Consider the following 12403-nt stretch of genomic DNA (forward strand, 5'->3'; position numbering starts at 1 on the left):
CGACCTCCCGGGCCGGTCGCGCGGAAAGCGCGGGCCCGGCCCGGGCGATGCCCCCAGCCGGGGCTGGAGTGCTCGCTCGGGTCGGGCCCGTTGGTCAGGCAGCGCGGACATCCCGTTCCGCCAGGCCGTGGGTGCAGGCCGGGGCCGCGGTGGTGCGGCGGCGCAGGAAGCGGGGGAGGGGGAGGGCCAGGTTGACGAAGCCCTCGGCCTGCATCGCGGCGAAGCCGATGCGGGGGAGGTCGCCGGAGGCGCGGTAGACGACGAAGCGGGGTTCCCAGCGGGGCTGGAACTTCGCGTTGAACTTGTACAGGGACTCGATCTGGAACCAGCGGGACAGGAAGACGAGCAGTCCGCGCCAGGCGCGGAGCACCGGGCCCGCGCCGATCTTCTCGCCGCGGGCGAGCGCCGCGCGGAACATGGCGAAGTTGAGCGACACGCGCGTGATGCCGAGCTTCGGGGCCGCCTGGAGGGAGGCCACGATGAGCAGTTCGTTCATCCCCGGGTCCGCCGCGCGGTCACGGCGCATCAGGTCCAGCGACATGCCGTCGGTGCCCCAGGGCACGAAGTGCAGGATCGCCTTCAAGTCGCCGTACTCGCCCGGCTGTTCGTCCGTCTTGTGGGCGGTGGCGATGAAGCAGTCACCGTCCTCCGGGTCGCCGATGCGGCCGAGGGCCATGGAGAAACCGCGCTCGGTGTCGGTGCCCCGCCAGGCCTCCGCGGCGAGCCGGATCCGCTCCAACTCGCCCTCGCCGAGGTCACGTACACGCCGTACCCGGGTTTCGTAGCCGGCCCGCTCGATGCGCTTCACCATTTGGCGTACGTTGCGCATCGCGCGCCCGGCGAGCGAGAAATCCGCCACGTCGACCACCGCCTCGTCGCCCAGTTCGAGGGCGTCGAGACCGGTCTCGCGGGTCCACACCTCGCCGCCCGTCTCCGAGCAGCCCATGACGGCGGGCGTCCAGGAGTGGGCCTTCGCCTCGTCCATGAACCGCTCGATGGCGCCCGGCCAGGCCTCGACGTCGCCGATGGGGTCACCGCTGGCGAGCATCACGCCGGAGACCACGCGGTATGTCACGGCCGCCTTGCCGCTGGGCGAGAAGACGACGGCCTTGTCGCGGCGCAGGGCGAAGTGGCCCAGCGAGTCGCGCCGCCCGTGCTTCTCCAGGAGGGCGCGCAGGTGCGTCTCGTCCTCCGGGGTGAGCTGTGCGGCCGGGTGCTCGGGGCGGAACGCGAGGTAGATCGTGGTGACCGCGGTGAGCAGGCCCAGGGCGCCCAGTGAGAAGGCGACCGTCCAGGAGGTGCTGCCTTCGTAGTCGACCGGGCCCTCGAAGCCGAACAGGCCGTACAGGACGTGCGTAATCCGATCGGCCAGGCTCGGGTCGCCGACCATGCGCTTGGAGTGGACGCTGACGATGACCAGTCCGAGGACGAGGGAACCGGCGCCCATGAGCACGAAGTTGGCGAGCGCGCGCCACCTGCTGCGCGGGTCGGGCAGCGCCCGGAACTCGTCCCGGTGCAGCAGCAGCGGCGCGAGCAGCGCGGCCGAGATGACGACTCCTATGAGGGAGTGCCGGTACGCGAACTGCGCCACCGCGCCCGCCGGAAGCAGCGCGACGGCGGCCCGCCACGCCCGGCGCTTGCGCCGCCTGAGCCCGTGCGCGAGGAGCAGCAGCAGCACGCCGGCGCTCAGCGAGAGCGCCGCGGCGAAGGGACCGAGCGCGCCCGGGAGCACCTCGGCCATCGTGTGCATACGGCTGTGCCGGAAGCGCGGGAACACCCCCGCGGCGATGTCCAGCAGGCCGACGAGGGCGCAGGCCCTGGCGACGAGCGTGGGAACGACCTCGGGGCGCGGACCTCGGACTATGCGCCGGACCCGGCCTGAACGGCTCGGAACCCCACCCGACATTTCCCCATCTATCCTGACAGACATCGCATCCCGTAGTTCTGCGAGAGACCTTGGATCCGGGCCCGATTCGGGCATCCGGCGACATTGCGCCCTCTAGGACGGTGTCTAGAGGAAGGAGGTTCCTTCCTTACCGAAAAGCCGGTTCAAAGGCAGAGGAAAGCCCGGGGCAAGCGTTCGCGAAAGTTGCGTGCGCCATGGGCGGAAAGCGCAGGCGGGGACAGCTCATGGGACTCACGAGCAGGAAAGTTCTGGTACTGGCGGTCGTCTGCGCCGTGCTGCTGTTCATCGGCACAGTATGGCTGTGGCCCCGCCTGGCCAGACACAACTGGCGGGCCGTCAGCGGGCGCGTGGGCCTGCTGCTGGCAACGCAGTTGGTGCTCTTCGCCTCGGTCGGCCTCGGCGCCAACCAGGCCTTCGGCTTCTACGCCAGCTGGTCCGACCTGTTCGGCAAGGAGACCGGCCAGGGAGTGGTCGTCGACAACTCGGCGCTCCAGGGCGCCGGCGGACCGGTCCAAGTGGTCGACACCCGGCGGGTGGACGCACCGGGCGGCTCCTCGCGGCCGGAGACCGTGGGCCAGGTGCAGCGGGTCGACATAGCCGGTCGTACGACCCACATCACCACCCCCGCGTACGTGTACCTGCCGCCGGAGTACTTCCAGCCGCGCAACCACACCCGCTCGTTCCCGGCGACGGTCGTCCTCACGGGGTACCCGGGCACCGCCCAGGCACTCGTCGACAAGCTGAACTACCCGCGCACGGCCCTGGAGTTGGCCAGGGCGGGCCGGATGCAGCCGATGATCCTGGTGATGATGCGGCCCACGGTGGCGCCGCCGCGCGACACGGAATGCGTGGACGTCCCGGGCGGGCCGCAGACGGAGTCGTTCTTCGCCAAGGACCTTCCCGACGCCGTGGCGGCCCACTACAGGGTGAGCAAGAAGCCCGGGAGCTGGGGCATCATCGGCGATTCCACGGGCGGTTACTGCGCCCTGAAGCTCGCCATGCACCACCCCGGGGTGTACGCCGCGGCGGCGGGCCTGTCGCCGTACTACAAGGCACCGAACGACCCCACCACGGGAAACCTCTTCCAGGGCGACGAGACGCTGCGCAACGAGGCCGACCTGTCCTGGTACATCAAGCACCGGCCCGCGCCCGACACCTCACTGCTCGTCACCAGCAGCAGGGTCGGCGAACACAACTACGACGACACCCTCAAATTCATCGCCCAGGTGAAGGCCAGGAACTCCACCCGTATCTCGTCGATCATCCTGGACAGCGGCGGCCACAACTTCAACACCTGGCGACGGGAGATCCCGCCGGCCCTCCAGTGGATCAGCGGGCGGCTCACCGACTGGTGGAAGTGACCGGCGGACCCGTGTGAGAGAAGAGGGGTGGCTGTGTTTTTACCGGGCGGGGCACCATGATTCGCCTACGCGCGGTAAGTTTCTGGCCATGCCACGTGGACGTCACCGCCATTCCCCGCCGTTGCACCGGCTGTTGCCCCCCTCGGCGATCGCAGGCGTGTCGCTCGTCTGCGCCTTCGGGCCCTGGGTCTTCTCGCAACCGGCGGCGCTCCGCATAGTCGCGGCGATCGCCGCCGCGACCGCGCTCGTCGGCGCGGCGTTCATGCGCCGCTGGGACACGCAGGCGGGCAAACAGGTGGCCGACCTGATACGCGCGCGTACGAGCGACGAGTGGCGCTACGAGGAGCGGCTCGCCGAACTCGAGTCCGACCTCGACGAGTCGCGCGAACTCCGGGTCAAGCTGGAGCACAAGCTGCGCGCCAAGCGCACGGAGCTGGCGGGCCTGCGCAACGAGCACGCGGCCCTGCTGCGCCGGTACGCCACGGCCGAGACCGAGCGCGCGAGCGCCCTGGAGGGCCGCCGCCTGCTGGAGATAGAGGCCGCGGAACCCGCGCGCGCGTTGCCACCGGTTCCGGCGGACGGCGACGACGAGGCTTCGGCGGACGCGGAGTTGGAGCTCCAGGACGACGTTCCCGAGACGGACGACACCGAGGCTGTGGCTGCTTCGGTCGACGCCGAGGACGAGACGGACGCCGCCGAGGGCGAGACCGACACCGACGCCGAGGGTGACACCGAGGACGAGGAGCCAGAGGCGGCCGAGGTCGCCGCGGCCGTAGCGGAGAAGCCCGCGGAGTCCGCGGTGTTCTCCCCGGAGGGGTCCAAGCTGTTCCTGCGCGCCAAGGCGGCCCTGGTCCGGCTCGACGACGACAACGAGACCCCGGCGCCCGCGCCGAAGGACTCCGCGCCGAGCGACCCCGCGCCGAAGGACTCCGCTCCCAAGGACCTCGCACCGAAGGACTCCGCTCCCAAGGACCTCGCGCCGAAGGACGACGACTCCGCGCGGGCCGAGCCCGCCCCGGTGCCGACCGACAGCGGCGGTTCCGACTCGGAGGCCGCGCAGGAGGACGAGGCGGAGGGGAAGCCCGAGGCGGTCGACGGGCATGAGCACGCGGCCGCCGTTCCCCCGGCCCCGACGTCCGCACAGCCCGCCCCGTCCGCACAGCCGTCCGGTCACTTCACCGTGCCGACCGCGGTGGCGGTCGTACCGGCGTCTCCCGTACGGCGCCCGATGGTCGAGGGCGGCTTCGACTTCTTCGGCATGCAGAAGGGCGCGACGTCCGCCGCGATGGACGCCGTGCAGAACGAGGACCTCGCCGACGTCGTGGGCGAGGAGGCCCTCGCCGTGCACAAGGCCGAGGCGGAGGCGCAGTTCAAGCCGGCCGACGAGCGGTCGCGCGACGTCGGCGTCGGCCAGGTCATCGACCTGACGGCCCACGACGAGACCGAGCAGATCAACCTCCACGGGCTGCGCAGCGCGGCTTCCTGACCGGTCCTCAGGCCATCCAGCGGTCCGGGCGGGCGTCTCTACGACCCGTCCGTGACCGCTCGGCCTGGCCGCGGAGCAGCTCAGCGGCCTCCTCAGCGTCCCGCAGACGCGCTGTGACGGTCTTGTTGGCCCCGGTGTCCACGTGCACCTCGGCAAGCCGCCAGAGGCGCTCCCAGGGCCCCTGGCTCAGCCGTACGCTCTGCACCTTCGCGTGCGGCACCAGCGCCAGGCTGCGGCGGAGCAGTCCGTGCCGGGCCGCGAACACCGTGTCGGTGACCGCGAGGCCGTAGCCGCGCCACCACAGGGGCATGCACCTGCCCGCTCGTCGCGGTGAGCGGGACAGCTCCTCGCGGGACGGCACGGTCACGCCGGGCAGCACGCGCGCGACGACCGCCTCGGCGATCTCGCGCGGGGCGACCGGCACCAGCACGGAGTTGGACGAACCGGCCACGTCCAGCTCGACCCGCACCCAGCCGCGCCGCCGCCACAGCAGCGGCTCCACGATCCGCACGGTCTGCACGCGCCCCGGAGGCACCGTCTCGTGCGTGCGGTCCAGCAGCCCGTGGTCGATCCGCAGCCCGTCCGGGGACTCGCCCACCGTCCAGTCGTACTCGCCGACGAACCGCCCCACACTGCTCGCGCCCGCCGCGCCCAGCAGCGGCAGCGCGGTCGCGAGGACCGTCCACACGCTGTGGGTGGCGAACCAGAGCAGTGGCGGTACGACGAGTGCGGCGGCCAGCGATCCCCAGGTGGCGCCGGTCAGCACCAGGGACACCGCGAGGACCCCGGCCGGCACGTGCAGCAGCTGCCGCGCGGGTGCCTCGCCGACCTCGTGCGCGGTCTCGGGCGCGAACCCGGCGGCCCGCGCGAGGAGTTCGGCCCGCAGCGCCCGCGCCTCGCCCTCGCCCAGGAAGGCGAGTTCGTCCTTCTTGTCGGTCCCTACGACGTCCAGCTTCAGCTTGGCGACGCCCGCCACGCGCGCGAGGAGGGGCTGGGTCACGTCGACGGCCTGGAGGCGTTCCAGCCGGATGTGCGCGGTGCGCCGGAACAACAGGCCGGTGCGGATGCGCAGTTCGGTGTCGGTCACCGCGAAGTGCGTGAACCACCAGGTGAGGAAGCCGTACAGGGCGGCGGCCGGGACGAACACCGCGAGCCCGATGAGCAGCGTGACCGTGGTCAGCCGGGTCAGCTGCTCCTGCGCCTGGTTGGGGTCGTGCACCGCCCAGCCGATGATGACGGCGACCGGCGCCCACGCCCGCCGCAGCGGTGTCACCGGATGCAACCGCCGCTCCACGACCGGCACCTGCTCCCGTACGTCCTCGGTGGCCCCGGGTACGTCCTTGTCGGCCCCCGGCGTCGTCACAGCCCCGCCGATCGGGCCTCGCCCAGCTCGGTGAGCCGGTCGCGCAGCCGTTCGGCCTCGGCCGGGACGAGCCCCGGGATGGTCGCGTCGGTCGCCGCGGCCGCCGTGTGCAACTGCACGCTGGCCAGCCCGAAGTGCCGCTCCACGGGCCCCGAGGTCACCTCCACGAGCTGCATCCGCCCGTACGGCACGATCGTCTCGTGGTGCCACAGCACACCCCGGGTGATCAACAGGTCGTCGGCGCGCTCGGCGTACCTCCAGGAGCGCCAGTTGCGGCCCAGCAGCACCCAGCCCCACGCCATGAGGGCGAGCGGCAGCAGCGCGAACGCGGCCCACCCGGTGCCGACGAACAGGCCCAGCGGCACCCCCAGGGCCACGGCCAGCAGCCCCAGCCACACCACCAGCAACAGGCGTCGCATCTTCAGCAGCCCCGGCGGCAGCCCGGTCCACACCGGCTCGCGCGCCGCGCCGTCCTGGGCGGCAGTCCCCGTTTCCATGCCGCAAGCGTACGTACGAGAGACTGTGCCCATGACTCCCACGACGGAGACCATGGTCGGGATCGGCGGCGCCGCGGAGAGCACCGACATGGTGCTCAACATCGGCCCCCAGCACCCCTCCACGCACGGAGTGCTGCGCCTGCGGCTCGTCCTGGACGGCGAGCGCATCCAGCACGCGGAGCCCGTGATCGGCTACATGCACCGCGGCGCCGAGAAGCTCTTCGAGGCGCGCGACTACCGCCAGATCATCATGCTCGCCAACCGCCACGACTGGCTGTCGGCGTTCTCGAACGAACTCGGCGTGGTCCTCGGCGTGGAGCGCATGCTCGGCATGGAGGTCCCCCCGCGCGCGGTGTGGACGCGCACCCTGCTCGCCGAGCTGAACCGGGTGCTCAACCACCTGATGTTCCTGGGGTCGTACCCCCTCGAACTCGGCGGGATCACCCCGGTGTTCTACGCGTTCCGGGAGCGCGAGGTGCTCCAGAACGTGATGGAGGAGGTCTCCGGCGGGCGCATGCACTACATGTTCAACCGCGTGGGCGGCCTCAAGGAGGACCTGCCTGCCGGATGGGCCTCCCGCGCGCGGGAGGCCGTTTCCGCGGTGCGCTCCCGGATGGACCGCTTCGACGACCTGGTGCTCGGCAACGAGATCTTCCGGGGCCGCACGCGCGGAGTGGGCGTGCTGTCGGCCCAGGCCGTGCACGCGTACGGCGTGAGCGGGCCCATCGCGCGCGCCTCGGGCGTCGACTTCGACCTGCGGCGCGACGAGCCGTACCTCGCGTACGGCGAACTCCAGGACACCCTGAAGGTCGTCACGCGCCAGGAGGGCGACTGCCTGGCCCGCTTCGAGGTGCTCCTGGAGCAGACCCACAACGCGCTCGACCTCGCGGACGCCTGCCTCGACCGGCTCGCCGAGCTGGAGCCCGGTCCGATCAACCAGCGGCTCCCGAAGGTCCTGAAGGCGCCCGAGGGGCACACATACGCGTGGACCGAGAACCCGCTCGGGATCAACGGCTACTACCTCGTCAGCAAGGGCGAGAAGACCCCGTACCGGCTGAAGCTGCGCTCGGCGTCCTACAACAACATCCAGGCGCTCGCCGTGCTGCTGCCGGGGACGCTGGTGGCGGACATGGTGGCGATCCTGGGGTCGTTGTTCTTCGTGGTCGGGGACATCGACAAGTAGCCGCGCGCAGGGCCAAGTGGCGCGCGCGGGTGGTCAGTTGGGCAGTGGGTCCGGAATTCCCACCGACTGCGCGAGCCAGCCGAAGTCGCCGAGTCCGCCGGTCGCGGTGAGTTCGGCCGCCTCGCCGGCGCCCGCGAGGGCACGGACGTACGCCGTCGGGTCGGTGGAGGCCAGCGTGAGCGGGGGGCGTGCGCCTGTGACGCCGAGGGCGTGCAGGGCGGCGCGTTGGGTGAGCAGGTGCGCGCCGGGGTGCATGCCTACTGCATTGGCCGCCGTCGCGCCCGCTTCCGCGCAGGCGTCCAGGGCGACGTGGGCCGTGATGTCGCACGAGCCGTCCGGCACGGGTGCCGTCTCGCGGCCCTCGCGGAAGCCGGTGAGCGTGCCGAACGGCGGGCGGGTGTCCCGGGTGTGCGCGTAGTCGACGGCGATCGCGAGCCCCTGGTCGACGGTGGCGACGGCGGACGCCCAGGCCGTGTCCCTGGGGAGGCCGATCTCGGCGCGCAGCCCCTCCTCGGGGGCCAGGGGCCACCACCGGGCGAGCCACTCGGCCTCCGCACCGGAGACGGGCTCCCCGAGGCGCTCGGTCCCGTCCTCCCGTACGAGTACGAGCCGCGGGACGCCGGCCGGGTCCACCTCGGCCACCTCCACGGCCACGTTGTCCAGCCACTCGTTGGCGAACAGCAGCCCGGTGATCCCCTTCGGGGGCTCGGTCAGCCACTCGACGCGCGGATCGAGTCCTACGGGACGGTCGGCGAGCTCGACGGCGAACGCACGCACGCGTGCGGCCACTTCGGCGGGGAGCGCGGCGAGTGCGCCGGACGCCAGCTCACCGCGGCCGGCGGCCAGGTCCACGAAGTCCAGGGCGGCCGGCTTGTCGAGGGCCTCGTCCACCCGGCACAGCAGCCGGGCCACGGCGCCCGCGAAGAGCGCCGACGCGTGCACGGACGTACGGAAGTGTCCGGCGGGTCCCTCGGGCCTGCGGTAGAAGCCCTCGGGCCCGTACAGGGCGTCCTCGGCCGCCGTCCGCCAGCCGCGCCACCGGCCCGTGGTGTCTTCCGTCACGTGGTCAGACTAAGTGCACAGGACAACGGGGCCTCCACCTTGGGGAGTACGCGGGACGTATACGGATCGGTCCTCCGGTTGACCCCCGCACACTTCACGCGTCCCTACGCTGGGTTACGTGCAGCGCCTCTATGACTTCCTCCGCAGACACCCGACATGGGTCGACACCTTCTGGGCTGTCTTCCTGATGGGGCTGAGCGGCGTGAGCATCGCGAGTACGAGCTACGCGTCGGGCCGGCACGGGACGGCCACCGGGGCGATCGCGGCGTCCGCCGTCATGTGTGTGGCGATCGCGCTGCGCCGCCGCTGGCCGGAGAAGATGCTCGTCCTGGCCAGTGCGACGGGCCTCGCGCAACTGCTCCTCGACATCGAGCCCGTGGTGGCCGACTTCGCCATGCTGGTGATCGTCTACACGGTCGCCGCGGTCGGTGCGCGCTGGGCCTCCCGCTTCGCGCTGGCCGCCGGTCTGTCCGCGGCGACCCTGGCGCAGATCCGCTGGCCGCAGGAGCACACCAGTTCCGCCGGGCTGGTCGCGCTGGCGATCTTCCAGACGGTGCCGTTCGCGCTGGCCTGGGTGCTCGGCGACTCGATGCGCACCCGGCGCGCGTACTTCGCGCAGCTGGAGGAGCGCGCCGCCCGGCTGGAGAAGGAGCGCGAGGCGCAGGCGAAGGTCGCGGTCGCCGCCGAGCGCGCCCGGATCGCGCGCGAGCTGCACGACGTGGTCGCGCACAACGTGTCGGTGATGGTGGTCCAGGCCGACGGCGCCGCCTATGTCCTCGACTCCGCGCCGGACCAGGCGAAGAAGGCGCTGGAGACGATCTCCTCCACCGGTCGCCAGGCCCTCGCCGAGATGCGCCGCCTGCTGGGCGTGCTGCGCACCGGCGAGCACAAGGAGGCCGGCGAGTACGTGCCGCAGCCGGACGTCGAGCAGATCGACGACCTGGTCGAGCAGTGCCGTACGTCCGGACTGCCCGTCGACTTCAAGGTCGAGGGCACCCCGCGCCCGCTGCCGAGCGGCGTCGAGCTGACGGCGTACCGGATCGTCCAGGAGGCGCTCACCAACACCCGCAAGCACGGCGGCCCGAACACGGGGGCCAGCGTGCGGCTGGTCTACTTCGACGACGGACTGGGACTGCTCGTCGAGGACGACGGCAAGGGTGCCCCGCACGAGCTGTACGAGGAGGGCGGCGCCGACGGCCAGGGGCATGGTCTGATCGGTATGCGTGAGCGGGTGGGCATGGTCGGGGGCACGCTCGACGCGGGACCGCGGCCGGGCGGCGGTTTCCGCATCAGCGCGCTGCTGCCGCTGAAACCCGCGCATTGAGGTGCCGTACGCCGAGCAGTGACACCTGTAACGAATTGTTGAACGACCTGTTGAATCCATTGTTGAACGATCCTGTTGACGGAACGGAAGAGGACCCGATGGCGATCCGCGTGATGCTCGTCGACGACCAGGTGCTGCTGCGCACCGGGTTCCGGATGGTGCTCGCCGCCCAGCCGGACATGGAGGTCGTCGCCGAAGCGGGCGACGGCGTCGAGGCCCTTCAGGTGCTGGCCGCGACCGCGGTCGACGTGGTGCTGATGGACGTCCGTATGCCGAAGCTGGACGGGGTGGAGACCACCCGCCGCATCTGCCAGGGCGAGAACCCGCCGAAGGTGCTGATCCTGACCACCTTCGACCTCGACGAGTACGCCTTCTCCGGGCTGAAGGCCGGTGCCTCCGGCTTCATGCTCAAGGACGTGCCGCCCGGCGAACTCCTCACCGCGATCCGCTCCGTGCACAGCGGGGACGCCGTGGTGGCGCCCTCGACGACCCGCCGCCTCCTGGACCGCTTCGCCCCGATGCTGCCCGCCACCGGCAAGGAGCCCCAGCACAAGGAGCTGGAGCGGCTCACCGAGCGCGAGCGCGAGGTCATGATCCTCGTCGCCCAGGGCCTGTCGAACGGCGAGATCGCGGCCCGCCTGGTGCTGTCCGAGGCGACCGTGAAGACCCACGTCGGCCGCATCCTGACCAAGCTCGGCCTGCGGGACCGGGTGCAGGTCGTCGTCCTGGCGTATGAGACGGGGCTGGTCCGGGCCGGCGGGCACGGCTGAAGCCCGGCTGCCGGGGGGGCTACCTGAGGATGCCCTCCAGGAAGTCGCTGCCCAGGCGGGCCACCATCGTGACGTCCAGCTGGTGCAGGACGTAGCGGCCGCGGCGGCGGGTGGTGATCAGGCCGGCCTTCTTCAGGACGCCGAGGTGGCGGGATATCTCGGGGGCGGTCATGCCGTGCACCTGGGTCAGCTCGCTGGTGGTGAACGCGCTGCGGGCCAGGCTGCGGCACAGGCGCATACGGACCGGGTGGGACAGGGCGGTCATCCGCAGGGTCAGCTGCTCCAGGGAGGTCGGTGCGGCGATCTTCGGGGTGCTGTGCACGGGGTAGTGCACGACGGGCTGCCAGCCGTACCGGTACAGGACCGTCAGGTGCGGCCAGCCCAGGGCCGTGGGCACCAGGAGGAGGCCGCCGTCCTGGGTCGCGGTGCGGCCGGTGCCGAGTTTGTCGACCGTGATCCGGGTGGCGCTCTCGTCGAGGGTCACCGCGGAGGACATCGACATCAGTGCCTCGGCGAGGCCCTTGTGGCGCAGGAGGTCCGTCTTGTGGCGGGCGTCGGCCACGAGCTGGTGGTGCGTCCGGGACCAGGTCTCCGCGAAGAACGCGTCGTCGCAGTCCTCCAGGAACTGCCGCAGCCATGCCCTGGTCCGCGGCGGGTCGGACAACAGCCGCTCGGTGAAAGCCAGTTGATGCGGACCCCGCGCGGCCGCCTGCTCCAGGGCGCGGCGCCGGATCCCGGCGTCGGTGAGCGGGCCGGGTCCGCCCGTGCTGTAGGAGATCGCGCAGGTGGTGAACTCCATTGCGGCGTCCACGAATTGCTCGTCCGTCAGCTTGTCCAGCAGGTCCAGCTCCTCGGCGAGCGTGGCCCCGGGGAGCGTGCTGCGGCCCGGGATGCCCGCGTACGGCAGGAACAGGTCGGAGAACGTCGACCTCCACAGGAAGTCCGCCTCGCACATCCGGTCGGCCAGATGCGGATCGAGCCGGGCGGTGACACCGGTGACCCAGCCCTGGAGGCCGGGGTGGTGCCCCGGCTCGGACATCGCGTGCAGCGCCATGCACAGCTCGCCCAGGGGTGAGGGCGCGAAGGTGATCCGCTCCTGCCGCAGCCCGGTGATGTCGATGTGCACGCTCATGTCCTCAATCGTGCACCCCGCCACTGACAACGCCCCCTCGTTTGACGGCGCCCGTCAATCGGCGCGACAGCCACCGGGCGGCGGCGCAGCCTGGAGACATGAGCATCACCCAGCAGTACTTCCTCGACGTCCATCGCGCCCAGCGGCTCGGCGAGGTCCCGCCGCCCCCGCCCGGCACCCACGACTGGCGGACGGTCCGCGAGGTGCGCGGCCACCGGCTGTTCCGCGCGGTCGTCGCCGGACGCCCGGCCCACGGCCGGCTGCGGCGGGCCCTGGACCGGCGGCGGCGCCCGCGCGCGCGTGCCGCCTGCTGACGTCC

11 protein-coding genes are annotated in these 12403 nt (G+C 71.9%); 6 read left to right on the top strand and 5 right to left on the bottom strand.

All coding sequences use genetic code 11. The features are described from left to right. Positions 1 to 94: 94 nt before the first annotated feature. A complete protein-coding gene (locus tag R2B38_RS23170; protein ID WP_033286134.1) occupies positions 95 to 1906 on the bottom strand; it encodes a phosphatidylglycerol lysyltransferase domain-containing protein in 1812 nt (603 codons plus the stop codon). A gap of 224 nt (positions 1907 to 2130) precedes the next feature. Here R2B38_RS23170 and R2B38_RS23175 point away from each other — a divergent pair, with 224 nt between their 5' ends. Beyond that, on the top strand, positions 2131 to 3267 hold the full coding sequence (locus tag R2B38_RS23175) for an alpha/beta hydrolase (RefSeq protein ID WP_318017972.1): 1137 nt from the start codon (positions 2131 to 2133) through the stop codon (positions 3265 to 3267). Between the two features lie 88 nt (positions 3268 to 3355). After that, a complete protein-coding gene (locus R2B38_RS23180) occupies positions 3356 to 4753 on the top strand; it encodes a hypothetical protein (RefSeq protein ID WP_318017973.1) in 1398 nt (465 codons plus the stop codon). Between the two features lie 7 nt (positions 4754 to 4760). Here R2B38_RS23180 and R2B38_RS23185 read toward each other — a convergent pair whose 3' ends face one another. Together R2B38_RS23185 and R2B38_RS23190 are read right to left on the bottom strand one after the other, a co-directional pair. Then, on the bottom strand, positions 4761 to 6116 hold the full coding sequence (locus R2B38_RS23185) for a PH domain-containing protein (RefSeq protein WP_318017974.1): 1356 nt from the start codon (positions 6114 to 6116) through the stop codon (positions 4761 to 4763). Further along, positions 6113 to 6613, bottom strand: coding sequence for a PH domain-containing protein (locus tag R2B38_RS23190; protein ID WP_033286164.1), 501 nt, complete (start codon positions 6611 to 6613; stop codon positions 6113 to 6115). Before R2B38_RS23190 ends, R2B38_RS23185 begins: the two co-directional genes overlap by 4 nt. Before the next feature lie 31 nt (positions 6614 to 6644). Here R2B38_RS23190 and R2B38_RS23195 point away from each other — a divergent pair, with 31 nt between their 5' ends. Beyond that, on the top strand, positions 6645 to 7796 hold the full coding sequence (locus R2B38_RS23195; RefSeq protein WP_318017975.1) for an NADH-quinone oxidoreductase subunit D: 1152 nt from the start codon (positions 6645 to 6647) through the stop codon (positions 7794 to 7796). Between the two features lie 33 nt (positions 7797 to 7829). Here R2B38_RS23195 and R2B38_RS23200 read toward each other — a convergent pair whose 3' ends face one another. Beyond that, positions 7830 to 8858 carry an SAM-dependent methyltransferase gene (locus R2B38_RS23200; protein ID WP_318017976.1) on the bottom strand — a complete coding sequence of 343 codons (1029 nt, stop codon included), beginning with the start codon at positions 8856 to 8858 and terminating at the stop codon, positions 7830 to 7832. A 118-nt stretch (positions 8859 to 8976) separates the two neighbouring features. On the opposite strand from R2B38_RS23200, the gene R2B38_RS23205 reads away from it, so the two are divergent. Beyond that, positions 8977 to 10182: a sensor histidine kinase gene (locus R2B38_RS23205; protein ID WP_318017977.1), complete on the top strand. Its 1206-nt coding sequence runs from the start codon at positions 8977 to 8979 to the stop codon at positions 10180 to 10182. Positions 10183 to 10280: 98 nt separating this feature from the next. Further along, complete coding sequence (locus R2B38_RS23210) at positions 10281 to 10952, top strand: response regulator (protein ID WP_026151569.1); 672 nt, start codon at positions 10281 to 10283, stop codon at positions 10950 to 10952. Between the two features lie 19 nt (positions 10953 to 10971). Here the strand turns inward: R2B38_RS23210 and R2B38_RS23215 are convergent, their stop codons facing one another. Further along, positions 10972 to 12084, bottom strand: coding sequence for a DUF5937 family protein (locus tag R2B38_RS23215; RefSeq protein ID WP_318017978.1), 1113 nt, complete (start codon positions 12082 to 12084; stop codon positions 10972 to 10974). A gap of 98 nt (positions 12085 to 12182) precedes the next feature. Between R2B38_RS23215 and R2B38_RS23220 the strand changes: the two genes are divergently transcribed. Next, entirely contained in the window at positions 12183 to 12398 is a 216-nt protein-coding gene (locus R2B38_RS23220; protein ID WP_318017979.1) for a hypothetical protein, read from the top strand. Positions 12399 to 12403: the final 5 nt, after the last annotated feature.

The organism is Streptomyces sp. N50 (genome assembly GCF_033335955.1).
In the GTDB taxonomy this organism is placed as follows: domain Bacteria; phylum Actinomycetota; class Actinomycetes; order Streptomycetales; family Streptomycetaceae; genus Streptomyces.

What these genes read in the sequence shown, in the direction of transcription:
- R2B38_RS23170 (WP_033286134.1), bottom strand. Translation starts at nt 1,906, where the DNA reads ATGTCGGGTGGGGTTCCGAGCCGTTCAGGCCGGGTCCGGCGCATAGTC.
- R2B38_RS23220 (WP_318017979.1), top strand. Translation starts at nt 12,183, where the DNA reads ATGAGCATCACCCAGCAGTACTTCCTCGACGTCCATCGCGCCCAGCGG.
- R2B38_RS23180 (WP_318017973.1), top strand. Translation starts at nt 3,356, where the DNA reads ATGCCACGTGGACGTCACCGCCATTCCCCGCCGTTGCACCGGCTGTTG.
- R2B38_RS23215 (WP_318017978.1), bottom strand. Translation starts at nt 12,084, where the DNA reads ATGAGCGTGCACATCGACATCACCGGGCTGCGGCAGGAGCGGATCACC.
- R2B38_RS23190 (WP_033286164.1), bottom strand. Translation starts at nt 6,613, where the DNA reads ATGGAAACGGGGACTGCCGCCCAGGACGGCGCGGCGCGCGAGCCGGTG.
- R2B38_RS23175 (WP_318017972.1), top strand. Translation starts at nt 2,131, where the DNA reads ATGGGACTCACGAGCAGGAAAGTTCTGGTACTGGCGGTCGTCTGCGCC.
- R2B38_RS23210 (WP_026151569.1), top strand. Translation starts at nt 10,281, where the DNA reads ATGGCGATCCGCGTGATGCTCGTCGACGACCAGGTGCTGCTGCGCACC.
- R2B38_RS23195 (WP_318017975.1), top strand. Translation starts at nt 6,645, where the DNA reads ATGACTCCCACGACGGAGACCATGGTCGGGATCGGCGGCGCCGCGGAG.